Origin of the sequence: Streptomyces tremellae, from assembly GCF_039540215.1 — a bacterium.
GTDB lineage: Bacteria > Actinomycetota > Actinomycetes > Streptomycetales > Streptomycetaceae > Streptomyces > Streptomyces tremellae.
Genome location: NZ_BAABEP010000001.1, coordinates 279,585 through 304,972 on the forward strand (window position 1 = coordinate 279,585; position 25,388 = coordinate 304,972).

Annotated in this window: 17 protein-coding genes; 9 read left to right on the plus strand and 8 right to left on the minus strand. The window is 72.1% G+C overall.

The annotated features are described in order from the left end of the window. The first annotated feature begins 6 nt into the window (after positions 1-6). The 6 genes from ABEA77_RS01265 (at position 7) to ABEA77_RS01290 (ending at position 10,036) form a co-directional block, all read left to right on the plus strand. The gene (locus tag ABEA77_RS01265) at positions 7-5,382 is read left to right on the plus strand and encodes an SDR family NAD(P)-dependent oxidoreductase (protein WP_345639984.1); all 5,376 of its coding nucleotides are present in this window, start codon (positions 7-9) and stop codon (positions 5,380-5,382) included. A 68-nt stretch (positions 5,383-5,450) separates the two neighbouring features. Beyond that, positions 5,451-7,040: an MFS transporter gene (locus ABEA77_RS01270; protein WP_345639986.1), complete on the plus strand. Its 1,590-nt coding sequence runs from the start codon at positions 5,451-5,453 to the stop codon at positions 7,038-7,040. A gap of 79 nt (positions 7,041-7,119) precedes the next feature. Further along, a complete protein-coding gene (locus ABEA77_RS01275) occupies positions 7,120-7,722 on the plus strand; it encodes an NADPH-dependent FMN reductase (protein WP_345639987.1) in 603 nt (200 codons plus the stop codon). Positions 7,723-7,729: 7 nt separating this feature from the next. After that, the gene (locus ABEA77_RS01280; RefSeq protein WP_345640198.1) at positions 7,730-8,596 is read left to right on the plus strand and encodes a thioesterase II family protein; all 867 of its coding nucleotides are present in this window, start codon (positions 7,730-7,732) and stop codon (positions 8,594-8,596) included. Beyond that, a complete protein-coding gene (locus ABEA77_RS01285) occupies positions 8,593-9,132 on the plus strand; it encodes an NADPH-dependent FMN reductase (protein WP_345639989.1) in 540 nt (179 codons plus the stop codon). Before ABEA77_RS01280 ends, ABEA77_RS01285 begins: the two co-directional genes overlap by 4 nt. Positions 9,133-9,172: 40 nt before the next feature. Then, on the plus strand, positions 9,173-10,036 hold the full coding sequence (locus tag ABEA77_RS01290; RefSeq protein WP_345639991.1) for an SCO6745 family protein: 864 nt from the start codon (positions 9,173-9,175) through the stop codon (positions 10,034-10,036). A 1,291-nt stretch (positions 10,037-11,327) separates the two neighbouring features. On the opposite strand, the gene ABEA77_RS01295 is transcribed toward ABEA77_RS01290, so the two are convergent. Further along, positions 11,328-12,662, minus strand: a complete 1,335-nt coding sequence (locus tag ABEA77_RS01295) for a class I SAM-dependent RNA methyltransferase (protein WP_345639993.1) — start codon at positions 12,660-12,662, stop codon at positions 11,328-11,330. A gap of 672 nt (positions 12,663-13,334) precedes the next feature. Between ABEA77_RS01295 and rpmB the strand changes: the two genes are divergently transcribed. After that, positions 13,335-13,559, plus strand: coding sequence for a 50S ribosomal protein L28 (gene rpmB, locus ABEA77_RS01300; protein ID WP_030902726.1), 225 nt, complete (start codon positions 13,335-13,337; stop codon positions 13,557-13,559). A gap of 231 nt (positions 13,560-13,790) precedes the next feature. Here the strand turns inward: rpmB and ABEA77_RS01305 are convergent, their stop codons facing one another. Further along, positions 13,791-15,875, minus strand: a complete 2,085-nt coding sequence (locus tag ABEA77_RS01305) for an APC family permease (protein ID WP_345639999.1) — start codon at positions 15,873-15,875, stop codon at positions 13,791-13,793. Positions 15,876-16,331: 456 nt separating this feature from the next. Here ABEA77_RS01305 and ABEA77_RS01310 point away from each other — a divergent pair, with 456 nt between their 5' ends. Further along, the gene (locus ABEA77_RS01310; RefSeq protein WP_345640001.1) at positions 16,332-17,000 is read left to right on the plus strand and encodes a potassium channel family protein; all 669 of its coding nucleotides are present in this window, start codon (positions 16,332-16,334) and stop codon (positions 16,998-17,000) included. After that, on the plus strand, positions 17,000-17,668 hold the full coding sequence (locus ABEA77_RS01315; protein ID WP_345640002.1) for a potassium channel family protein: 669 nt from the start codon (positions 17,000-17,002) through the stop codon (positions 17,666-17,668). The genes ABEA77_RS01310 and ABEA77_RS01315 overlap by 1 nt, the downstream gene beginning before the upstream one ends. A gap of 178 nt (positions 17,669-17,846) precedes the next feature. On the opposite strand, the gene ABEA77_RS01320 is transcribed toward ABEA77_RS01315, so the two are convergent. The 6 genes from ABEA77_RS01320 to kdpB form a co-directional block, all read right to left on the minus strand. Next, a complete protein-coding gene (locus ABEA77_RS01320) occupies positions 17,847-18,638 on the minus strand; it encodes a DUF3159 domain-containing protein (protein WP_345640004.1) in 792 nt (263 codons plus the stop codon). A 3-nt stretch (positions 18,639-18,641) separates the two neighbouring features. Then, positions 18,642-19,028, minus strand: coding sequence for an OB-fold nucleic acid binding domain-containing protein (locus ABEA77_RS01325; protein WP_329455203.1), 387 nt, complete (start codon positions 19,026-19,028; stop codon positions 18,642-18,644). 47 nt (positions 19,029-19,075) lie between these two features. Continuing rightward, positions 19,076-19,798 carry a response regulator gene (locus ABEA77_RS01330; protein WP_345640008.1) on the minus strand — a complete coding sequence of 241 codons (723 nt, stop codon included), beginning with the start codon at positions 19,796-19,798 and terminating at the stop codon, positions 19,076-19,078. Positions 19,799-19,824: 26 nt separating this feature from the next. Further along, complete coding sequence (locus ABEA77_RS01335) at positions 19,825-22,368, minus strand: DUF4118 domain-containing protein (protein ID WP_345640009.1); 2,544 nt, start codon at positions 22,366-22,368, stop codon at positions 19,825-19,827. A gap of 200 nt (positions 22,369-22,568) precedes the next feature. After that, positions 22,569-23,270 (minus strand): potassium-transporting ATPase subunit C, encoded by a 702-nt coding sequence (locus ABEA77_RS01340; RefSeq protein WP_345640011.1) that lies wholly within the window; start codon positions 23,268-23,270, stop codon positions 22,569-22,571. 5 nt (positions 23,271-23,275) lie between these two features. Next, positions 23,276-25,378 (minus strand): potassium-transporting ATPase subunit KdpB, encoded by a 2,103-nt coding sequence (gene kdpB / locus ABEA77_RS01345; protein WP_345640013.1) that lies wholly within the window; start codon positions 25,376-25,378, stop codon positions 23,276-23,278. Between the last annotated feature and the right edge of the window lie 10 nt (positions 25,379-25,388).

Genomic DNA, 25,388 nt, shown 5'->3' on the forward strand with positions numbered 1-25,388 from the left:
GCCAGTATGTCCGCACTCGACCTCTCCCACCGCACCGTGCTGGTCACCGGTGCCGCCGGGCAAATGGGCCGCGACATCGCCCGGCAACTGGCAACGACCGGGGCGCACCTGGTGATCAGCGACGGACAGGGCCCGGACGCGGTGCGAGAGGCCCTCGTTCGGGCCGACACCCGGCCGGACGCGCTCGTCACCATGCTCACCGATGCGGCAGACGCACCGGACGCCCGGGCAGCACACGGTCTCTTCCTCGCGAGCGCCCCGCAACAGGGTGCCGTACTCCTGACCGTGTGCAGGCCCGGGATCGAGGCCCTGGCCGCCGCCGAACTGAGCCGGCTCGCCGCGGACCGCAGCGTTCCCTTCCGCGCCAACGCCCTCGTCGTGCCGGACGGAGCGGGAGAGTCGCAGGCCGAGGCCCTCGGCCAGCTCGTCGGCTTCCTCCTCTGCGACGCCGCCTCGGCGATCGACGGCAGGGTCGTCAGCCCGCACCCCGCGCCGAGCCTCGGGCCTGGCCCTGCGGGCCCGCCCGACGACGCGATCGCCGTCGTCGGCATGGGTCTGGCCGTGCCGGGAGCGAGCACACCCGAGGAACTGTGGGCCCTGCTCACCGAGGGCGAGCCGGTCTTCACCGAGCCGGGCGGCCGGCTCGACGTGGACGCCATCTGGTCGGCCGACCCGGCAGCACCGGACAAGACCTACTCCAGGGTGTCCGGCTTCATGTCCGGCTTCGTACCGCATCCGAAACTGCGCCGGGAAATCGCCTCCGGCGCTTTCGGCAGCGAGGAGTACACGGCAGTGTGGCTGCGCCACTCGCTGCTCGGCGCGACCGAGAACGTCACCGTACGCCCCGGCGACCGACAGCTGTTCGCCGTCGGACTCACCCCCGACGGCAGCCAGCACCTGGAGCAGAGCCTGATCACCTCCTCCGTACGCACCCACCTCACCCGTACGGGCCATACCGTCCCCGACACGCTCCGCGCGCACTATCCCCTCGGCGACCGACCGGCCGAGGACGTCCTGCCGTACCGCATCGCTCGCGACGCCGCCCACGACCTGCCCGCGGACGCAGAGATCGTCGTCGTCGACACCGCCTGCTCCTCCTCGCTGTACACCATCGACCTCGGGGCCCGCGCACTGCGCGCGGGCGAGACCGACATCGCGTTCTGCGGCGGGGCGTTCGCGCTCAGCGCGCAGAACCTGGTGCTCTTCGCCAAACTGCGCGGCCTCTCCCACACCGGACGCGTCCGCTCCCTCGACCGCGACGCGGACGGAGTGCTGTTCAGCGACAGCGCCGCGGTGCTCGCGCTGAAGACACACGCCCGAGCAGTCGCCGACGGGGACACCGTCCACGGCTACATCACGGGATTCGGCGGCTCTTCCGACGGCCGCGGCAAGGCCATCTACGCGCCCAACCCCGCAGGCCAGGTGCGGGCTCTGCAAAGGGCCTGGTCCGCCGCCGGGATCGCGCCAGGGGACGTGGACTGGATCGTTGCGCACTCCACCGGCACTCCGGCAGGTGACCGCACCGAGACGAACGCACTCACCCGGTGCGCAGGGGCCGGGAAGACATGGACCGTGACGTCCAACAAATCGCTGGTGGGGCACTGCGGATGGGCCGCGGGCGCGGTCTCCGCCATTCACGCGCTGCTCGCCCTGCGGCACGGGGTGATCCCCGCGCAGCGGCAGTTTTGTGCACTGCCCGAGGACAGCCCGGCGTCCATCCGTGTGCCGACGCGTGACCTGCCCTGGCCCAAGGCCCGGGGGCGCAGCCGCACGGTCGGGGTGTCCGCCATGGGCTTCGGCGGGACCAACGGCCACCTCCTCCTCAGCGACCAGCCGTCCTTCTCGCCCGGACCGCACGGCGCTCCCGGCCGGGACGACCCTGCCGTCGTCGTCGCCTGCGCCATCCATCTGCCGGACGAACCCGACGAGGCGCGCTTGGCACGATGGCAGGCGGGCGCGGACCCGGACTGGCCGGCCTCCTTCGGCGACGACTACCCGCTGCCCACGCCTGCCGAGGCACGCCTGGCACCCTCGGCGATCGCGGCCATGGACCGCAGCCAGCTCATGGCGCTGCGCTGCGCCGACCGCCTCGTCGGCGACTGGGTCCACGACACCGACCTGACCGAGCGCACCGGGGTGATCGTCGGGCACACCGGACCGACCCGGTCGGCGCGTGCCCACGCGCTGCGCTACAGCCTCGACGAACTCACGGAAAAGGTCACGGAACCCGCGGGAATTCCGGCCCGGGTGCTCGGCGATCAGGTGCGGGCCACAACCCGTCCCATCAACGAGGACGTGTATCCGGGCCTGATGCCCAACATCATCGCCGCACGCGTCGTGCAGCGCCTCGACCTGCACGGACCGAACCTCACCCTCGACGCGGGCCGGGACTCCACCACCTCCGCGCTCGCCACCGCGCTGCGCTACCTCCGCGACGGAGAGCTCGACCTGGCCCTCGTGCTCGGCGTCAACGCCGCCACGGAACCCGTGCCCGGCCGCGCCACGCCGGCCGAGGCGGCCATCGGTTTCGCCGTGACGCGGCTGAGCATCGCGCGTCGGCACGACATGGAGGTCCTGGGCGAGCTCTCTCTCGCCCCGGGCACAGCCGCCACGGACGGGAACCCTCCCGGCACCGCCCGGGACCACCGCGGAGCCGAGGGCGCCGTCGCCGTCCTGCGGGCCCTGCACGCTGCCGGCACCCGGACGGCGATCCAGCCGGCGGAGGACCGGCACAGCCCGACGCTGCTGGTGACCCCGGGAGATCCGGCGACCCGGATACCCGCGGAGGACAACCCCGCGGCCACCACGTCCGGCGAGAACGCCGCGCCGATCCCCGCGGACAGTGTGCCCGCCGGGACGAGCAACCTGCGCGGGCACCTCGCCCGGCACGCCCTCGTTCTGCGCCCCGTGCCAGCCCAGAAGATCCGGGCCCGCCGGGCGGCGCTGCCGCCGGCCGCGCTCGTACTCACCGACGCCCCGGGGGCCCTTGCGGACGCCGGCATACCGGCCGATGCCCTCGTGGTGGCACCACGCACCTCCCGGCACGACGCCGACCGGGACGCGGCTCTACCGTTCGCCGTCACGCGCGTCACCGAACCCGAGGAGCTGACTGAACTCCTCGCGGGCACTGGCCGGGAGGTTGGCGGCGACATCCGCGTCGTCGTCTCCGGGGCACCCACAGCACCCGAGGAGGTGCCGCGCCGCCTCCTCGGCCTGCACGACCTGGCATTCCTCGCAGCCCAGGCCCGGGCCGGGCGGCTCGACGCCGGCGGCAGCTACGCCGTCCTCGTCCACGACGCCGGCCGCGAGCCGACGCCCGCGCCGCACGCCGGCCTGTTCTGCGGGCTGGTCCGCAGCCTGGCGCAGGAACTCCCCGGGTGTCTCGCCTACGCCCTGGTCACCGACTGCGGCGACGCCCTGACAGGACTCGCGGAACTGGCCGAGGAGTCGACAGCACGCCGCCACATCCCCGTGGCCCACCGCACCGGAGGCACCCGGTACGAGTACCTACTGGTGCCCGTCGAGGAACCCTCGGAGCGGGAACCGGTCGGCCTGCCCGACGAGCCCGTCATCGTGGCGAGCGGCGGAGCGCGCGGCCTGACCGCCCATCTCGTGCACGAACTGGTCGCCGAGCGGGCCCCGCGCGCCGTATGGCTGCTTGGCACCGGGCCCGACCCCGACCCGCGCGACGCCGAGACCGACGTGGCTCCCCGCCCGCAGGCCCTGCGCGACCTGATGAGCCGCTTCCCCGGCGAGACCCCTGCCCAGCTCGGCAGGCGGTACGACCGTCTTGTCCAACACCACGAACGCGCCCGGACCATCGCCGGGCTGGAGCGGGCCTGCGGTCCCGGACGGGTCCACTATCGGCAGTGCGACGTCCTCGACGAGAACGCCGTGCACAAGGTCGTGGAAGAGATCACAGCCGCCGAGGGCCGGGTGGACATCGTCGTCCACGGGGCGGGCCTCGCCCGCTCCGCGAGCCTCCCCCGCAAGAAACTCGCCGACTTCCGCGCCGTGCGCGACGTGAAGGTCCGCGGCTACGTGAACCTGCGGGACGCACTTGCCCGGCAGCGTCCCGCACTGTGGTGCAACATCAGCTCCGTCTCCGCCTTCACCGGGCTGCGCGGCGAGCCCGACTACGGCGCGGCCAACGAGTACCTGCTCCTGGCGTCCGCCCGGGCCCGCGCCGTCGAAGGCCGGGACGAGACGGCTCTCGTATCCGGGCTGTGGGTGGAATCCGGCATGGCGGCCGCCCACACTCCCGGTGGTGCCTTCCTCGCCCGGCAGGGCGAGATCGGGCAGCTGACCGACGAGCAGGGCCGCGCGTTCTTCCGCAGCGAACTGCGTGGCCGGGGCAGTCACGGCCTCGCCACCACCTGGATCGGCGAGGCGGACTGGACGACACTCCAGCGCACCGCACCCGGCTTCCGGGACATCTGCCGTGCGGCGGTCGAACACGCGCCTGAACCGCGGCACACCGTGCCGATCCGCTCCAGGCGCGCCTTCCTGCACGGCTCGCCACACCGCGAAGGCACCACCGCCGTCTGGACGTTCGCTCTGGGCCTTGACGACCACCCCTACCTCCTGGACCATCTGGTGGACGGTCGGCCCACCGTCCCCGGCACCTTCATCCTGGAGATGGCCGCTGAGGCGGCGGCCGAACTCGCCCCCGGTCTCGTCCCGGTCCGCTTCACCGACGTGAAACTGTCGCAGTTCATCCGAGCCACCCGGGCCCGCTGGCCCCGCACGCTCAGCGTGGCGGCCACCCGGGAGGGCGACACGGTACGCGTGCGCGTCACCACCCCCGCGGCCGGCGCGGTACCCGAACGTGAACACACGCGCATGGTGGTGCACCTGGCCGTCGCACCACCGACCGGGCCGTGGTGCCCGCCCCTTCCCGGCTCGGGGAGCGCCGGAGCCCCCAACACCTACGAACTGCCCGGAACGCCGGTCGAGCTGGGCGGAGTATTCACCTCACTACGCTCCCCGCGCCTCGAATCAGACGGCGGGTCAGCCCGGTTCCAGCCGACGCCGCTTCAGGGCGGCGGCCCCTTCGGGGCATTCATCCTGCCCAGCACCGCCCTCGACTGCCTCCTGCGCACCAGCGTCCTCGACGGCCGGCAACCGGGTGAGGACATACCGGTGATCGTCCCCGTGGCCCTCGACTCCGTAGACCTCTACACCCAGGCCAACGACCTCGAACTGGCGCGGCAGTGGCCCGAGGGCCTGCAACTGCGCCACTGGTTCGGGCCTGCCGCACAGGACGAGGCGTCCGCCCTCGTCGGCCCTGACGGCCGTGCCCTGCTGCGGGTGACGGGCATCTCCGGCGCGGTACGCGACCGCTTCGATCCGGTCAACCGAACCTGGCGCACGGCGCGATGAGTTCACGCGCCACCGTACAAGACAGCGAGAATGGCTCCCCACAGCCTTCCACCCCCGAGGAGAGCAACATGTCGGCCGAAACGACCGCCGAGGAGACACCGGCGGATCTGGCCCGCGGTGAGACGGCGGGCCGCGCCCGCCCCTGGACTCTGGCCCTGGCCTGCGTGGCGATGTTCATGCTGATGCTGGACGTCACCGTGGTCAACGTCGCACTGCAGGACCTGCGCACCTCGCTCGGCGCCAGCTTCGCGGGGCTGCAGTGGGTGATCGACTCCTACACCCTGGCCCTGGCCGCGTTCCTGCTCACCGGCGGATCACTCGCCGACCGCCTCGGCCGCAAGCGCGTCTTCCTCGTCGGCCTTGTCGTGTTCACCCTGTCCTCCCTCGCCGCGGGGCTCGCCCAGGACGTGGTCACACTCAACATCGCGCGCGGCGCACAGGGCCTCGGTGCCGCACTGTTGTTCTCTGTCGGTCCCGCGCTGATCGGCCACGAGTTCAGGGGCGCGGACCGGGGCAAGGCGTTCGGGCTGTTCGGCGCGATCGCCGGACTGGCGCTGGCCCTCGGCCCCCTCATCGGGGGCCTGTTGACCGACGCTCTCAGCTGGCGCTGGATCTTCCTCGTCAACGTGCCCATCGGACTGCTCGCCCTGGCCGCCGGCATGCTGTGGCTGCGCGAGTCCAGGCAGCCGGCGACACACCGCGTCGACTGGTTCGGCATGCTCGCCTTCGGACTCGGACTCGCCCTGCTCGTCCTCGGTTTCCTGCGCGGCGAGTCGTCCGGCTGGACCAGCGCGACCATTCTCGGATGCTTCGCCGTGGGTGTGCTCCTGCTCGTCGCGTTCGTCCTCATCGAGAGACACCTCGGCGACCGCGCCATGTTCGATCTCTCGCTGCTGCGCATCGGCACGTTCAGCGGCGTCTGTCTGGCCACACTGCTCTCCAACGCGACGAGCCTCGCCGCCGTGTTCCTCCAGCTCTCCTATGTGCAGAACGTCCTGGGGTACTCCCCGTGGGACACCGGCCTGCGGCTGATGCCGATGATGATGACGCTCTTCGTCGTGTCGGCGGTCACCGGCGGCCTGCTGGCCAAGATGGCGCCCGGTGTCCTCATCGGCCTCTCCATCGCCTTCATTGCCCTCGGAATGGGCCTCATGGTCCTGGTGCACCCGCACAGCTCCTGGACGGCGATGCTGCCCAGCATGATTGTCACCGGCATCGGGATGGGTCTGTTCAACCCGCCGCGCGCCGCCGTCACCATCGGGGTCGTCCGCCCCGAGAAGGCCGGTATGGCCTCCGGCATGGGAGAGACGTTCCAGCAGGTCGGTGTCGCCATCGGTGTGGCGGCCTTCGGCGCCCTCTTCCACCACAAGGTCGTCGTCGCCTTCACCGCCTCCCAGGCCGGCTCCGCCCTGGGCGGCACCGCGCACACCGTGGGCCAGGCGGTGGCCACCGGTGGTACGACGACGCTCTCCGGCAGCGTCGCCCCGGGGCAGCTCACCGCAGTCACCGAGGCGGCCCGCTCCGCGTTCGTCGACTCCCTGTCCAGCGTCATGGTGCTCTGCGCATGGGTCGCCGCGGTGGGCGCGGTCATCGCCTTCGTATGGATCCGCCGCCGGGACCTGCACGAGAGCGCCCAGGCTCCCGTGGCCGCGGACTGACCCCGCGCGAGCCGGCCCCACGCCCGGCCGACCGGCCCACACACCGAAGCACCGGAACGAAAGAGGGAGGCACGACCCTGTGCAGCAGACCGTGAACGTGGTCGGCATCGGCGGTTCGAACCGGCCCCGATCGACGGCCGAACAGGCTCTGCGTGTCGCACTGGCCGAGGCGGCACGCCGCGGTGCTGCCGTACGCGTCGTCACGGGCCCCGAACTGGCGATGCCGCTCTACGGCGCCGCCGGGTCGGAGACCTCTCCCCAGGCCCGGCGGCTGCTGGCCGCTGTCGCCGACGCCGACGGGATCATCCTGGCCAGCCCCGCCTACCACGGCGGAGTCTCCGGGTTGGTGAAGAACGCTCTCGACCACATCGAGGAACTGCGCGAGGACACCCGTCCGTACTTCAGCGGACGGGCCGTCGGCTGCGTCTCGGTCGCCCAGGGCTGGCAAGGAGCCGTGTCCACACTCTCCGCGTTGCGCGACGTGACCCATGCGCTGCGCGGCTGGCCCACCCCGCTGGGCGTGGCGATGAACACGGCGGCATCAGGCTTCTCGCCGGAAGGGCAGTGCCAGGACCCCCGCGTGCAGGAGCAGTTGGAGACCGTCGGAGCGCAGGTGGTCGAGTTCGCCACGCTGCGCGCGCTCAGCACGGCCGGAGCAGTGGCCGGAGACCGCGGTGTCTGAACGGCCGGTGGCCCCGCCGCGCCGTCCCGCGGCGGGGCGTCCGCTCCTGTCCGGAGCGGTCACGGTACCGTGCCCCGTACCCAGCGCCACCAGGCGGCTTTTCCTGTTCCACCACGCCGGCGGATCCCATCTCCTCTATCGTGGCTGGGAGTCAGATTTCCCTCCCGACTGGGAGCTGTGCCTCCTGGACGCGCCGGGGCGCGGCCGCCTCCTCGGTGAGCCGCTGATCGCCACCAGCGCCGGACTGGTGGATTTCTTCCTCAAGGAGCTGGAGCAGTGGACCGACCGGCCTTTCGCCTTTTTCGGCCACAGCATGGGTGCTCTGATCGCATACGAGTTGACGTGCCGTCTCGTGGCGGAGGAGCGGCCGGCGCCGCTATGGGCTGGGCTCTCCTCTTGCGGCGCCCCCCGCGCTCCCAGGGCCGGGTCGGGCCCGCGCCGCCATGAGTTCACGGACGTGAAACTGCGGGAGTGGCTGCGGGCGGCGGGCGGCACGCCGGACGCCGTCCTGGACCAGCCGGGCATGTGGCGCGCCTTCGGGCCGGTCTTCCGAAACGACTTCGCGCTGGTCGACACCTGGCGTCCGGCCCTCCCCGCCCTCCGCCTGCCGGTCGCGCTCTCCGCCTTCGGGGGCGCCGACGACGCCGTGGTGGGCCATGACCGGCTCCTCGCCTGGGACAGGTACTCCCGCCGCTTCCACGGCCCTCACATGTACCGCGGCGGCCATTTCTACCTCCGCGACCACCACCGCTCCGTCATCACCCGCATCGTCGAAGCGGTGTCCGCCGCGATCCCCACGCCCGCGGGACCGTCACTCGCCGGCACATCCGGCCCGACCGACCGCACAGACCGAAAGACAGGAAACACTCCATGAACTTTCTGGCGTTCTCCGGCAGCCTGCGGAACGCATCCCTCAACTCCGCGGTGGTCCGCACCGCCGCACGGCTGTGTCCGCCCGAAGCGGCGCTCGAGGTCTACGAGGGCATCGGGAGCCTGCCCTTCTTCAACCAGGACGTGGAGAGCACCCAGCCCCCCGCCGAAGTCCTCGACTTCCGGGCCCGGCTCGCCGCTGCCGACGCCGTGCTCATCGCCAGCCCGGAGTACGCGCACGGCACCTCGGGTGTCCTGAAGAACGCGCTCGAATGGGTGGTCGGCGGCGGCGAGCTCGTCGACAAGCCGGTCGCCGTGGTCACCGCCTCCCCTTCCATGACCGGCGGCGACCGGGCCCAAGCCTGGGTCAAGGAGACCCTGGAGGTCATGGGGGCGCGGATCCTGCCGGAATCGCTCCCCATCGCGTGTGCGGGGCCCAAGATCTCCGACGGCCGCGTCACCGACGAAACCACGCTGTCAGAGCTCAAAGAAGTGATCGCGGCGATGGCGCGTGCGGCAAAGGCACGGCAGGACGCCTGACCAGCGCCACCCTCCCCGCCCCCTACCCCGGCTCAGGGACATGACGACCATCACCGCGCGCGAGGCCAGGCGCTGCTACAACGCGCACCACCCCCTCCACGCCGCCTACTACTTCGCCCCCGAGCACGACGACCTGTACGCAGGACTCGGCCTCGAACGCGGCCCGATGTCCTACCTGGCCGGGCGGGCCGCGCCCCTGGGGCCCTGCACGGCCGGTGTGGTCACCGCGGTCTTCTACACCTTCCACCCCGGGCTCGTCCGGAAGCTCCTGCCCCCTGCGTGGCGGACGGCCACACCGGAACGCATACTCGACACCCGGCTCAAGATCGTCGACGCGTGTCTGACCCGCCTGCTCGGAGCGGAGGCTGTCGCGTCGCGAGAGATGGCCGAAGCCGCGGAACTCGCGCTCCGGGCGGCCGAAGCATGCACACAGCACGGCCGCCCCCTGTACGGCGCCAATGCCGGTCTGCCCGTGCCGGCAGCGGCGCACCTGGCGTTCTGGCACGCGACGACCCTGCTCCGGGAACACCGCGGGGACGGCCACGTGAGCACTCTGGTATCTGCGGAGCTCACCGGGCTGGAAGCGCTCGTCACCCACACGGCGACCGGCACGAACTGGCGGCCCGCCTTCCTCCGGCGCACCCGGGGCTGGGCCGAGGCCGAGTGGATCGACGCACGCCGGAGCCTTCACGAGCGCGGGCTGCTCACCCCCGCCGGCGCCCTGACCCCGCAGGGCGCCGACCTGCGCCGCGCCGTCGAGGCGGACACCGATCGCCTGGATGTCGCGCCGTACCGCCACCTCGGAACGGCGGGCACCGCCCGCCTCACCCAACTGGCCGGCGCCTTCAGCAGAACCGTCCTCGCGGGCGGCGGCCTTCCCCTTCAGGACATCGGCCGTCTGTGACGCGCGGGCGGGCGGGGCAGGTGGGCCGGGCGGTGGCCCGGCCGCCCGGCCCGGCTGTTCCCCGCGCCGTTGCCGCGGTAACGCGGGCCGGGATGCGGCCTCCCGGGCACCCGGAGCGTGCCCGGCGGACCGTGAAGTGCGTCATGGTGCCGCCGGGGGGACTGCGGCCACATACCGGGGTTCGCGATCGGCAACGGTCCGCGCCCGGCGCGGATTCGGCGCTGCACGGCGCCGACGCGGGCGGTAGCGGTGCCCCGGCTGTGCCGGGCAGAAGCCGAATAACCCTTTCCGATTCATCGAGACGTTCTACAACCGGCGCCGACTGCGCAGACACAAGGTCTTCGGCTACCTCACCCCCACCGAGACCCGCCAACGGCACCGACACACCCTCGCGGCATAACCATCGAGTGTCCAAGATCACGGGGAAGCTTCAAGTCGCCGCTTGCACCCGATGGGCCGTCTACCCCCGTCCGTGCCCCGGCCCGCGGCACGTTCGACGAGGTCTTGATCGTCTGAGAGCCGAGCACGCAGTCCGACGGCTCGACGTCGAGGCCCTCACACACCGGACCAGATGCCGGAGCACCCCGGTGAGCTGCTCGAAGATGCCGTCCTGCTGCCAGTCGGCGAAGTACCCGTAGACAGCACTGGGAAACCGTCGTTCTGAGTCCCGGCTGAGGTCGCTCACAAGCCTCTGTCACGCTAGGAGTTCGGGTGTACGGGTCTGCTTCTCAGCCGCTACACCGGCCCTCTGTGGCGGAATGCGAGCCCGCTGCGGCTCGACGACGCGAAGGCACGACCTCCGACTCCGCACGATCTTGGACCAGCCCGCGGGTCCACCACCCACGCTCGAAACCAGACAGCCAGGGCCCGCGCAGCCAACCACCTACCCCGCCCGCTCTCAATCCCTCTCACTGCCGCCGCAACACGACCCGAACTAGCACCGCCGGCCCAAGATCCGGACCAACTGCGGGCCAGCCCCCGACCGAAGGCTGCGCCAACTGCCATTTTGCCTGTTCAGCATGGGTGTAGCTGCTGTACCGCCAGCAGACGCAGAACCTACTTGCGCCCCTACTCTCGGCCTCAGCAAGACCGCTTGGTGTGGCAAAATTCCGACCGATCTTGCTTGAGACTGCAGCGATAGAGTTGCTGACCAGCGCCGCAACATCCCTAACGACCCATCAGAACGAGCGTCAAACGAGCGTCAAGACACCTCTGAGAGCCTCATTTCAGCGTCAAGATACCGCCCGTAACGCACATGGCGCACATCACGCGCACCCGCTAAAGCCGCAGGTCAGCGGCCCTTTGCGACAGGTTCAAGGATCGCCACGCACTCCACGTGGTGGGTCATAGGGAAGAGGTCGAAGACGCGGAGGGTGCGGGGTCGGTAGCCGCCCTCCTCGAAGTAGGCGAGGTCGCGGGCCAGGGCCGCCGGGTCGCAGGCCACGTAGGCGATACGGCGGGCACCGAGGGTGGCGAGGTGGGCGACGGTCCTGCGGCCCGCGCCCGCGCGGGGCGGGTCCAGGACGATCAGGTTGGTGTCCGTGATGCGGGTGCGCGGCAGGACCTGGTCGACCTTGCCGTGCTCGATGCGGACGCGCGGCATTTCGCGCAGGTTGTGCGCGGCGTCCTCCGCCGCGCGTTTGCCCGACTCGATACCGAGGACGGCGCCGGTGTCGCCGACGCGTTCCGCGATGGCGCCGGCGAAGAGACCGACGCCGCAGTACAGGTCGAGGGCCGTGTCGCCCTTGCGGGGCAGCAGGCCCTGCATGACCGCGTCCACCAGCATCTGCGGGGCCTGGGGGTGGACCTGCCAGAAGCCGCCCGCGCCGACCCGGTACGTACGGCCGTCCGCCCGCTCGCGCACGAAGTCACGGCCGTGCACCCGGTGGACTCCCCCGTCGCGCTCCTCGATGCGCAGGACGGAGACGGGCTTGTCGAGTTCGACCAGGGGGAGGCGCCCTCCTGGACGGGGGGTGAGGACGACCTGGCGGTCGGCGGAGCCGGTCGCGGCGATCGCCTCGACCGTCGCGATGCCCGGCCACTCGCGGCGCTCCACACCCAGTTCGTCGACACCGGGCGCGGCGATCATGCAGTGGTCGACGGGCTCGACGTCGTGCGAGCGGTGCCTGCGCAGGCCTGCCCGGCCTTCGGCGTCGATCGCGTACTGGACGCGGGTGCGCCAGGCGGGCACCTCGCCCGCGGGCAGCTTGTCGCCGGGCGCGGGGACGACGGTCCCGTCCCAGCCCGCCCCTTCCGGCGTGAGCCCCGCGAGGCGCTGGAGCTGCTCCGCCACGACCTCGCCCTTGAGGCGGCGCTGCGCGCCGGGCTTGGCGTGCTGCCAGTCGCAGCCGCCGCAGCGGCCGGGGCCCGCGTACGGGCACGGCGCCTCGACGCGGTCCTTGGAGGCGTCGAGGATCTCCACGGCGTCGGCCCGCAGGAAGCGCGCGTCGGCGTCGCCCTCGGTGACCCGCGCGACGACCCGCTCGCCGGGCAGCGCGTGCCGTACGAACAGCACCCGGCCCTCGTCGGTGCGCGCGACGCAGTGGCCGCCGTGCGCCACCGGGCCCACCTCGACCTCGTACTCGTCCCCGACGGGTGAGGCGGCGGCGTTCGACTCGGTTGGCATGAGGGGGTGACTCCAGGGGGTCGGGCGGGAGGGGCGGCGGACCGTGCGGGATGAGCGCGGACCCGGGAGATCCGCGGTATCCGCAGCATCCGCGGATACCGTCGAATCCGCGGCATCCGCAGCATTCGCGGCATCCGTGGAGCTCGTGGGATCCGTGAGATGCCAGGGGTCTGGGGGACCTCGGGGATCCGGAGGCACGGCAGCGGTCCAGTTTACGTCCCGGCGCCCCGTGCTCCGGTCGTGGAGCCGGGCGCTCCGGTCGTGGAGCCGGGCGCTCCGCGCTCCGGTCCGCGCCGCCGGCGGCGCGGGCGCAGGCGCAGGCGGGCTCGGGAAAGGCGGCGGAGTACCTTGCGGAAAACCGCATTCACCGGGTGCGCCATTCCCTTTTTCATTGCCCGCGCACGAGACGCGGGGGAATTCGGCGGGCGGGTCATCGGGGCCGTCCCGGCCCGTGTAGCCTGGGGTCGGCCCGGTCGGGGCCCGTACTGTGGGCGGCGCATATCAGCCGTCTGACCAGGCACGATGGGGTGGATCCCGGCAGGAGGACCCCAGGAGGACCCGGCGATTGAGGGGCTCTGGCTCTGGTAGGGTAGACTACCTTGGCGAAACTTTTGGTGCCTGGCTCGTAATCGGCTGATCGCACCCCCTACCAACACGTGGAGAGAAATTCCGATGTCTCAGCGTTGCGACTTTTGCGACAAGGCACCCGTTTTCGGCAGGACCGTCTCGCGTCTCGGTCGCCAGGCCATCAAGCGCCGCGTGAAGGGCCGCAGCCCCCGCCGCTTCAACCCGAACATCCAGTCGGTGCGCACGGTGGTCAACGGCACCCCCAAGAAGCTGAACGTGTGCACCTCCTGCCTGAAGGCCGGCAAGGCCACGCGCGCCGTGAGTGCCTGACGACTTGACGCGCCGGATGGTCCGCGTGGCCGGTTCGAGCGTCCGTCCGAGAGTGGCACCAGGCACCACCGCGCTTACTCCCCCTGGGAATTGACCGAGGGGGAGTTTCGCTTTTCCCGGCCGTGAACCGTCGCCGGGCTTGCCCAGGGACCGTCCCCGGTCCACCGGCGGGCCGCGCCGGGGCAGTCCCGCCGGATCTCCCGGGTGCGTCCGCCCAGCCCCGCCCCTCCCTCAGCCCTTCTGGCCCGGTGTCCCGCCGCCGCTCGTGCCCGTGCCGGTCGGCTCCCTGCGGCGGACGTCGACCGGGCCGCGGCGCACCGAGCCGGGGGCGCTCCACTCCGCGCGCCTGCGGGCCCGGCGCTTGGCCAGCTCGGAGGACTCCAGCTGGTACGGGACGGACGTGACCATGACGCCCGGCATGAACAGCAGCCGACCCTTGAGGCGCAGCGCGCTCTGGTTGTGCAGCAGGTGCTCGTACCAGTGGCCGACGACGTACTCGGGGATGAAGATGCTGATCGCGTCGCGCGGGTTCTCCGCGCGGAGCGAGCGGACGTACTCGATGATCGGCCGGGTGATCTCCCGGTACGGGGAGTCGAGGATCTTGAGCGGCACGTTGATGTTGCGCCGCTCCCACTCCTCCCGCAGGGCCTTCGTCTCGGCCGGGTCGACGCTGATGCTGAGCGCCTCCAGCGTTCCCGTGCGCATGAGCTTGGCGTAGCCGAGGGCGCGCAGGGTGGGCCTGTGCACCTTGGAGACAAGGACGATGGAGTGCACCCGTGAGGGCTTCACCGTGTCCTGTGAGGGGCCGTCGGGCGCGGCGAGCTCCTCGGCGATCCGGTCGTAGTGCTTCCTGATCGCCGTCATCGTGCCGTAGAAGATCACCATGCCGAGCACGGCGACCCAGGCGCCGTGGGTGAACTTGGTGGCGAGGACGACGACGAGGACGAGGCCCGTGAGGACCGCGCCGAACGCGTTGATGGCGCGGGAGCGGATCATGTGGCGCCGCTTGGCGGGGTTCCGCTCGGTGCGCAGGTGCCGGTTCCAGTGCCGGACCATGCCGGTCTGGCTGAGCGTGAAGGAGACGAACACGCCGACGATGTACAGCTGGATCAGCCGCGTCGAGTCGGCCCCGTAGATGACGACCAGCAGGGCCGCGGCGCCGGCGAGCAGGATGATGCCGTTGGAGAAGGCGAGCCGGTCGCCGCGGGTGTGCAGCTGCCGCGGCAGGTAGCGGTCCTGCGCGAGGATCGAGCCGAGCAGCGGGAAGCCGTTGTACGCGGTGTTCGCGGCGAGGAACAGCACGAGCGCGGTCGCCGCCGCGAGCACCACGAAGAGGAACGTGCCCTGGCCGAAGACGGCAGCCGCGACCTGGGTGATGACCGGGTCGACGACGAAGCCGCCGCCGACCGCGTGCCCGTTGGCGCGCAGCAGGTCGACGGCGGGGTTGTCCGCCATCCGCACCCTGGTGGTGATGGCGAGCGCCATGATGCCGCAGAACATCACGACGGCGAGGCCGCCCATGAGGGCCAGGGTGGTGGCCGCGTTCCTGCTCTTGGGCTTGCGGAAGGCCGGTACGCCGTTGCTGATCGCCTCGACGCCGGTCAGCGCCGCACAGCCCGAGGAGAACGCCCGCAGCAGCAGGAACAGCATCGCGAATCCGGCCAGCCCGGTGTGCTCGGGCTTCACGTGCAGGTGGGACGTGGGCGAGCGCATGGCGTCGCCGAGCGCGAGCCCCTTGAAGGCGCCCCAGGCGATCATCACGAAGACGCCGCCGACGAAGACGTACGTCGGGATCGCGAAGAGTTTCCCCGACTCGCGCACGCCCCGCAGGTTCATCACGGTCAGCAGGGCGATGACGACGACCGCGCAGATCACCTTGTGCTGGACCACGAACGGGATCGCGGAGCCCAGGTTCTCGACGCCCGAGGAGATGGAGACGGCGACGGTCATCACGTAGTCGACCAGCAGGGCGCTGGCGACGGTGAGGCCCGCCTTGGCGCCGAGGTTGGTGGTGGCGACCTCGTAGTCGCCGCCGCCGCTCGGGTAGGCGTGCACGTTCTGCCGGTACGAGGCGACGACGGTGAACATCAGGATCGCGACGGCGATCGTGATCCAGAGGGAGAAGTGGTACGCCGACACACCCGCCACGGAGAGGACGATCAGCACCTCGCCGGGCGCGTACGCCACCGAGGAGAGCGGATCGGAGGCGAACACGGGCAGCGCGATGCGCTTGGGAAGCAGCGTCTCCCCGAGCTTGTCGCTGCGCAGCGCCCGCCCGATGAGGATCCGTTTGGGCACGTCGGTCAGTTTGGACACGGGGAGGATGGTATGCGTTCGAACAGCTGAGTGCGCAGCCAGCACCCGGAATCCTCGGTTTCCCTGCTCACACCGCACGCGACCCGCCGCGAACACACACCCGGGCGGTGTCGCGTGTCGCACCCGTGTCGGGCCCGCGACGCCGCGTTCGGCCCGCGGCGGGTACCCGCGGGGCCCAGGGGCATACGCGCGGGGAAGCGGTGGAAGGCGGTGGGAGGGGACCGCGCGGGTACGCGGGCGGGTGTCCGCGCCGGTACGGGGATGGCGGCGGGCCGGGGTGCGCCGCATAAGCTCGTACGGCGGGGTCGTCACGCACGGCGCTCCCGTGGGTCTCCCGCCCGGAACGGCCCGGCGCGGTCCGGACGCGGGGATCCTGGTGCCCGGCACGTCGACAAGGATGAGTGACAAGGTGTTTTCGCAGATCGGTGCGGCGACCAGGAGTGCGGGGTACGTCACGTGCACATCGTGATCATGGGATGCGGGCGGGTGGGCGCCGCGCTCGCGCAGACCCTGGAGGAGCAGGGCCACTCGGTCGCGGTGGTCGACCAGGACCCCACGGCGTTCCGCAGGCTCGGCGCCGGGTTCGGCGGCCGCCGGGTGAGCGGCGTCGGCTTCGACCAGGACACGCTGCGCGAGGCGGGCATCGAGGAGGCCGGGGCGTTCGCCGCGGTCAGCAGCGGCGACAACTCCAACATCATCGCGGCCCGGGTGGCGCGCGAGATGTTCGGCGTCGAGAACGTCGCGGCCAGGATCTACGACCCGCGTCGCGCCGAGGTCTACCAGCGCCTCGGGATCCCCACGGTGGCGACGGTCCGCTGGACCGCCGACCAGATGCTGCGGCGGCTGCTGCCCGCGGGCGCCGAGCCGCTGTGGCGCGACCCGAGCGGCGGGGTGCAGCTCGCCGAGGTGCACACGCCCGACACCTGGATCGGCCAGCGCGTCAGCAGGATGCAGGAGGAGACGGGCGTACGGGTCGCGTTCCTCACCCGGCTCGGCGAGGCGATGCTGCCCACGTCGGACACGGTCCTCCAGGAGGGCGACCTCGTGCACGTGATGATGCGGACGGACGAGGTGGAGAAGGTCGAGTCGGCGTTCGCCGCGGGCCCGGACGGAAGGCACAACTGATGCGCGTCGCGATTGCCGGAGCGGGCGCGGTGGGCCGGTCCATCGCGGGTGAGCTGCTGGAGAACGGCCACGAGGTGCTGCTCGTGGACAAGGCGCCGACCGCGATCTCGGTCGAGCGGGTGCCGATGGCGGAGTGGCTGCTCGCCGACGCGTGCGAGATCACGTCGCTCGACGAGGCGGCGCTCCAGCGGTGCAACGTGGTCATCGCCGCGACGGGCGACGACAAGGTCAACCTGGTGGTGTCGCTGCTCGCGAAGACCGAGTACGGCGTGCCGCGGGTGGTGGCCCGGGTCAACAACCCGAAGAACGAGTGGCTGTTCAGCGAGGCGTGGGGGGTGGACGTGGCGGTGTCCACACCGCGTCTGATGTCCGCGCTGGTCGAGGAGGCCGTGAGCGTCGGCGACCTGGTGCGGCTGCTGCGGTTCAGCCACGGCGACGCGAATCTGGTGGAGCTGACGCTGCCGCCGGAGTCCGCGATCTCGGGCACGCAGGTCGGGGACGTCACCTGGCCCGAGGACACCTCGCTCGTGACGATCATCCGCGGGACGCGGGTGCTGACGCCGAGCCCCGAGGAGACCCTTGAGGCGGGCGACGAGCTGCTGTTCGTGGCGGCCCAGGCCCGCGAGGAGCAGCTGGAGGAACTCCTCTCGGTCCACCGGGAGCCGTAGCCCCTGCCTGCCAGGGGCCCTGCTCCCCGCCACCCGGCCCGCGCGGTGCCCCGGCCCGCGCGGGCCGGGGCGCGTCCGTCCCCGCGCACGCCAGGTTGCGTACGGGCCCCGGCCGGCGCGGCGGCGCCCCCGGGCGCGGGTGAGCGGCGGGGGCGCTGCGGCGTGCGGGGCGAGGGCGCTATGCCTCCCTGCGGTGGCGGGCCGGGCCCTGGTGGGCCGGCTCCTCGGGGGCGGCGGCCGGCGCGGCGCCCTCCTTGCGGGCCTTCTCCGCCGCCTCCGCGGCCTCCAGCTCAGCGAACACGTCGATCGGCGCCGGCGCCTTCGCGAGGAAGACCCAGGTGAGCCAGACCGCCAGCAGGAACGGCGGGATCTTGAGCGACACCAGCACCCAGCCGAGTTGGGCGGTGTCGGCCCACAGGTAGAGCGGGAAGAGGATCGCGCACTTGGCGAGGAGGATCAGCCCCCAGGCCCAACTGGACTTGGCGTACGCCTTCTTGCGACCGGGGTTGCGGGTGCGCCAGGAGAGGTTCTCCTTGAAGACCGGGCCGAGGATCAGGCCGATCAGCGGGACGCCCGCCATGGTCGTGACGAGGTAGGCCACCGCGAGGCCGAGCGTGTAGAGCATGCCCGGCAGGTAGAAGTCCTTGGCGTTGCCGGTGATCATCGCGAAGACGACGCCGAAGGCCACGCCGAAGACGCCGCTGAAGGCGTGCTTCACGGTGTCCCTGCGCACCAGCCGCACCACGACGAGCACGAGCGACACCGCGAGCGCGGCGATCGCCGAGGTCTTCAGGCTCTGGTCGATGGTGTAGATCGTGACGAACAGCAGGCCGGGCAGGACGGTCTCGACCATCCCCCGCAGGCCGCCGAACGCCTCGAAGAGCGCGGCTTCGGTGACCGCCCTCGCGTCGTCGGAGGAACCGCTCGCAGAGGGCTCTGCCGGCTCCGCGGGCTTGTCCAGTGACGTCACGGACTACTCCTGTCCGAGCGGTCGCAGCTCGTATCGGGGGTTGAAGAGGACCCGGCGGCCGTGGCTCATCGAGATCCTGCCGTACGCGGTCATCCTGCGGCCCGGCTCGATGCCCACGATGGAGCGCCGGCCGAGCCACACCACGTCGAGCAGCGCGGTGCCGTCGAACAGCTCCGCCTCCAGCGCGGGCACGCCCGCGCGGGGTCGCAGGGTGACCGTCCGCAACGTACCAGTGACACGCGCCATCTGGCGGTCGTCGCACTCGGCGATGCGGGTGCAGCCGGATGCCTGGGCGTCCTCCCGCAGCTCCTCGGACTCAAGGTCTTCCTGGGAACTGGAGAGCCGGTCCAGCATCCGGCGAAACCGGCCGGTGGCCTTCTCAGCACTCATACCTAGAGCGTACCGGGGCCGGAGGGCCGCCATGCCTCTCGGTCGAATCATCGTTCGAAGCGGTAGCCCATGCCCGGTTCGGTGACGAAGTGCCGCGGGTGGGACGGGTCCTGTTCGAGCTTGCGCCGCAGCTGCGCCATGTACACGCGCAGGTAGTTCGTCTCGGTGCCGTAGCTCGGGCCCCAGACCTCCTGGAGGAGCTGCTTCTGGCTGACGAGGCGGCCCGCGTTGCGGACGAGCACTTCCAGGAGGTGCCACTCGGTGGGGGTGAGGCGTACGTCGCGTCCTTCGCGGTGGACCTTCTTCGCCGCCAGGTCGACGGTGAAGTCCTCGGTCTCCACGACGGGGGCCCCGCCCTCGCCCTCCGCCGCGACCGGCTGCGCCCTGCGGACCGCGGCACGCAGCCTGGCCAGCAGCTCGTCCATGCCGAACGGCTTGGTGACGTAGTCGTCGGCGCCCGCGTCGAGCGCCTCGACCTTCTCGTCGGAGGTGTGGCGCGCGGAGAGCACAAGGACCGGTACGCGCGTCCAGCCGCGCAGCCCCCTGATGACCTCGACGCCGTCCATGTCGGGCAGGCCGAGGTCGAGGACGACGACGTCGGGGTGGCGGGCCGCGGCGAGCTCCAGCGCGGACGTGCCGTCGGCCGCCGCGTCCACCTCGTACTTGCGGGCCCTGAGGTTGATCACCAGGGCGCGCACGATCTGCGGCTCGTCGTCCACCACGAGCACCCGGACGGGGGCGCGGGGCTCTCCCCCGGCGGGATGCTGCATGCCTGCCTGCCTTTCTGCCTGCCGGGTCACGAGGCGGCCCCGGCGGGGACTTCGGGGCGTGCCGCGGTGTCCCCTGCGGCCGCCTTGAGGGTGAGGACCATGGTGAGGCCGCCGCCGGGGGTGTCCTCGGCCGCCAGGGTGCCGCCCATGGCCTCCACGAAGCCGCGGGCCACGGCGAGGCCGAGGCCGACGCCCGCGCCGCGCGGCGCGTCGCCATGGCGCTGGAAGGGCTCGAAGATGCGGTCCTTGGCGTCGTCGGGGACGCCGGGTCCGCGGTCGGCGACGCGCAGCTCCACGCGGTCGCCGATGGCGCTCGCGGCGACGGAGACGGGCCGCTCGGGCGGGCTGTACTTGACGGCGTTCTCGACGATGTTGGCGACGGCGCGCTCCAGCAGCCCGGCGTCGACGGCGACCATCGGAAGCGTCTCGGGGATGTCCAGGCCGACGCTCCCCTCCTCCACGCCGACCAGCGCCATCGGGACGACCTCGTCGAGGTCGAGGACGCGGATCATCGGGGTGACGGTGCCGGTCTGGAGGCGGGTGATGTCGAGGAGGTTGCCGACGAGGTGGTCGAGCCGGTCCGCGCCGTCCTCGATTCCTTCGAGCAGCGCCGCCTCGTCCTCCCCCGACCACTCGACGTCCTGCGAGCGCAGCGAGGTGACGGCTGCCTTGATGCCGGCGAGCGGCGTGCGCAGGTCGTGGCTGACGGCGGCGAGCAGCGCGGTGCGGATGCGGTTGCCCTCGGCGAGTTCGCGGGCGCGCGCGGCCTCGCCGATCAGGCGCTGGCGGTCGAGTACGACGGCGGCCTGCGCGGCGAACGCGGCGAGCACGCGCCGGTCCTCGGCGGGCAGTACACGGCCGGAGAGTGCGAGCGCCATGTGGTCGCCCACGGGCATGTCCACGTCGGCGTCCTCGGGCCTGGCGCAGGGTTCGGGCCCCACGCTGCCCGCGCTGGTCCAGGGGTCGACGTCGCCGGCGCGTTCGAGCAGGGCGACGGACTCCATGGCGAAGGTCTCCCGCACCCGTTCGAGCAGCGCGTCCAGGGTGGTCTCGCCGCGCAGGACGCTGCTCGCGAGGAAGGAAAGGATCTCCGACTCGGCGCGCAGTCGCGCGGCCTGGTGGGTGCGGCGGGCCGCCAGGTCGACCACGGACGCCACGGAGACCGCGACCGCGAAGAAGACCACGAGCGCGACGACGTTCCTGGGCTCCGCGATGTCCAGGGTGTGGGCGGGCGGCGTGTAGAAGAAGTTCAGCAGCAGCGAGCTGAGGGCAGCGGAGGCGAGCGCGGGCGGCAGGCCGCCGAAGAGGGCGGCGAGCACCGTCATGAAGAGGAAAAGCAGGACGTCGTTGGAGAGTCCGAGCGGGTCGGAGAGCGACGACAGCAGCAGGGTGAGCAGCACCGGCGCGACGACGGCGAGCAGCCAGCCCCAGATGATCCGGGAGCGGCCGAGGCGCGCGCCGCGGGCAACGGGCAGGCCGCGGCCCTTGGCGACCCGGTCGTGGGTGACGATGTGCACGTCGAGGTCGGGGCCCGAGTCGCGGGCGACGGTGGCGCCGACGCCCGGCCCGAACACGTACTGCCAGGTCTTGCGGCGGCTGGAGCCGAGCACGATCTGGGTGGCGTTGACGCCGCGCGCGAAGTCGAGCAGCGCGGAGGGGATGTCGTCGCCTATGACGTGGTGGAAGGTGCCGCCGAGGTCTTCGAGCAGGGTCCGCTGGACGGCCAGCTCCTTGGGCGAGGGGGCGGTGAGGCCGTCGCTGCGGGCGATGTAGACGCCGAGGATCTCGCTGCCCGAGCCCTTGGCCGCCATCCGGGCGGCGCGGCGGATCAGGGTGCGGCCCTCGGGGCCGCCGGTCAGGCCGACGACGATGCGCTCCCTCGCCTGCCAGGTGGAGCGGATGTTGTGCTCGCCGCGGTACTGCTGGAGGTACTCGTCGACCCGGTCGGCGACCCAGAGCAGGGCGAGCTCGCGCAGCGCGGTCAGGTTGCCGGGCCTGAAGTAGTGGGAGAGCGCGGCGTCCATCTTGTCGGGCTGGTAGATGTTGCCGTGCGCCATGCGGCGGCGCAGCGCCTCGGGCGACATGTCGACGAGCTCGATCTGGTCGGCGCGCCTGACGACCTCGTCGGGGACGGTCTCGCGCTGGCGGACGCCCGTGATGGTCTCCACCACGTCGCCGAGTGACTCCAGGTGCTGGATGTTGACGGTGGAGACGACGTCGATGCCCGCCTTGAGCAGTTCCTCGACGTCCTGCCAGCGCTTGGCGTTGCGGGAGCCGGGGACGTTGGTGTGCGGCAGCTCGTCCACCAGGGCCACGGCGGGCCTGCGGGCCAGCACGGCGTCGACGTCCATCTCGGTGAAGACGGCGCCGCGGTACTCGGTCTCCTTGCGCGGCACCTGGTCGAGGCCGTGCAGCAGGACCTCCGTGCGGGGCCTGCCGTGGTGCTCGACGAAGGCGACGACGACGTCCGTGCCGCGCTCCGCCCTGCGGTGGGCCTCGGAGAGCATCGCGTAGGTCTTGCCGACGCCAGGTGCGGCGCCGAGGTAGATCCGAAGCTTGCCGCGTCCCATGGCTCCATTGTCTTCCGGTGCTTTCCGGCGCCTTCCGGTACGAGCCGGTACGTCCGGCGCACTGGCCGCGCCGACGGGTCCGACGCTACCCCCGCCCACCAGGAGGAAAGGTACGGGAAGGGTGCGCGGGGGGCGTCTTGACGCGATTCTGACGGCTGCCGCGGCCCCGGGGCGCGCCTCGGGGCCGGGCGCGGGCGGGGTCAGCGGCCGTGGGCCGTGATCAGGTCCCGCAGGGCGGTGTTGAGCTGGAGGACGTTGACCCTGGGCTCCCCGACGAAGCCGAGGACGCGGCCCCTGACGTGCTCGTCCACGAGTCCGCGGACCTGGGCGACGGACAGGTGGTCGACCGCCGCGACCCGGTGGACCTGGAGGTCCGCGTACTGGGGGGAGATGTCGGGGTCGAGGCCTGAGCCCGAGGACAGCACGGCGTCCGCGGGCACCTGGGAGGGCCTGACGGCGTGGCCGGGGACCGAGTTGTCCTCGGCCACGGCGGCCTTGCGCTCCCGTACCGCTGCGATCAGGTCCTTGTTGTCGCCTGCCAGGTTGGAGGCGCCGGAGACCAGCAGGTCGTACCGGGTGTTGAGGCCGTTCGCCCGGTTGGAGCCCAGGCCGGCGGAGGGACGCGGCTGGAACCAGCGCAGGTCGGGCCCGGGCGTCTGCCGCCCCTTCTGGCCCTTCTTCCGGGGCAGGTCGTACGTCTGCCCGATGGAGGAGGAGCCGACGACCCTGCCGTGGTCGGTGACCTCGGAGCCGTTGGCCTTGCCGGGGAAGGCGGCCTGCGCGATCCCGGTGACGGCGAGGGGGTAGAGGACGCCGGTGACGAGGCTGAGGACGAGCAGGGCGCGCAGCCCGGCCCACAGGAGGCGGACGGTGCCGCGTGCGGAGGTGGTGGTGTGTGCCATGGGGATCACCGGATGCCGGGGACGGTGGACAGGAGGAGGTCGATGACCTTGATGCCGGCGAAGGGCGCGACCAGCCCGCCGAGGCCGTAGACCAGCAGGTTTCTGCGGAGCATCCGGTCGGCGCTCTGCGGCCGGTAGCGCACGCCCTTCAGGGCGAGCGGTACGAGCGCGACGATGACCAGCGCGTTGAAGACGACCGCGGACATGATCGCGGACTGCGGCGAGTCGAGCCGCATGATGTTCAGCTTGTCGAGGCCCGGGTAGGCCGCGGCGAACATCGCGGGCAGGATCGCGAAGTACTTGGCCACGTCGTTGGCGAGGGAGAAGGTCGTCAGCGCGCCCCGGGTGATGAGCAGTTGTTTGCCGATCCCGACGATCTCGATGAGCTTCGTCGGGTCCGAGTCCAGGTCCACCATGTTCCCGGCCTCCTTGGCTGCCGAGGTGCCGGTGTTCATGGCGACGCCGACGTCAGCCTGGGCGAGGGCCGGGGCGTCGTTGGTGCCGTCGCCCGTCATGGCGACGAGCTTCCCGCCGGCCTGTTCGCGTTTGATCAGCGCCATCTTGTCCTCGGGTGTCGCCTCGGCGAGGACGTCGTCCACGCCGGACTCGTCGGCGATGGCCCGGGCCGTGAGCGGGTTGTCGCCGGTGACCATGACGGTCCTTATGCCCATCCGCCGCAGCGCGTCGAAGCGTTCGCGCATGCCCTCCTTGACGACGTCCTTGAGGTGGATCACGCCGAGCACCCGCGCGCCGCCCGTGCCCGCCTCCGCGACGAGCAGCGGGGTGCCGCCCGCCTGGGCGATGCGGTCGGTGAGGGCCTGCGCGTCGTCGGGGACGGTGCCGCCGTGCTCGCGCACCCAGGCGGCCACGGAGCCGGTGGCGCCCTTGCGCACCCGGCGGACGGCGCCGTCCTCGGCCAGGTCGACGCCGGACATCCGGGTCTGGGCGGTGAAGCCGACCCACGCGGCGCCGGCCGGCTCGCCCCCGGCGCGCTCGCCCAGCCCGTACCGTTCCTTGGCGAGCGCGGCGACGGAGCGGCCCTCCGGGGTCTCGTCGGCGAGCGACGAGAGCTGCGCGGCGCTCGCCAGCTCCGCCTCGGCCACGCCGGGCACGGGCACGAACTCCGCCGCCCTGCGGTTGCCGAGCGTGATGGTGCCCGTCTTGTCGAGCAGCAGGGTGGAGACGTCGCCCGCGGCCTCGACCGCGCGGCCCGACATGGCGAGCACGTTGCGCTGCACGAGGCGGTCCATGCCCGCGATGCCGATCGCCGAGAGCAGGGCGCCGATGGTCGTCGGGATCAGGCAGACGAGCAGGGCGATCAGCACGATGCCGCTCTGCGGGGCGTCAGCGTACGAGGCGAACGGCTGGAGCGTGACGACGGCGGTCAGGAAGACGGTCGTGAGGGACGCGAGCAGGATGTTCAGCGCGATCTCGTTGGGCGTCTTCTGCCGGGCCGCGCCCTCCACCAGCTTGATCATCCGGTCGATGAAGGTCTCGCCCGGCCTGGTGGTGATCCTGATGACGACACGGTCGGAGAGGACCCTGGTGCCGCCGGTGACCGCGCTGCGGTCGCCGCCCGACTCGCGGATGACGGGGGCGGACTCGCCGGTGACCGCGGACTCGTCGACGGAGGCGACCCCCTCGACGACGTCGCCGTCGCCGGGTACGGTGTCGCCCGCCTCGCAGACCACCAGGTCGCCGACGCCCAGCTCCGTGCCGGGCACGCGCTCCTCCGCTCCGTCCCTCAGGCGCCGGGCGACGGTGTCGGTTTTGGCCCTGCGCAGGGTGTCGGCCTGTGCCTTGCCGCGCCCCTCGGCGACGGCCTCCGCCAGGTTGGCGAAGACCGCCGTCAGCCACAGCCAGCCGGCGACCGCCCAGCCGAACCCGTCGCCCGGCGTCCCGAAGGCGTAGACCGTGGTCAGTACGGCCCCGATCTCCACGACGAACATGACGGGAGACTTGGCCATCACCCGCGGGTCGAGCTTCCTGCACGCCTCGGGGAAGGACCGCAGCAGCGCGGCGGGGGCGAAGAGGCCGCCGCCCACGCGCCCGCTCCCCGCGGGCTTCTCCTGGTGGGGCGCGGGGGCCCGGGTGGCGGTGGTGGACATGGGTGCGTCC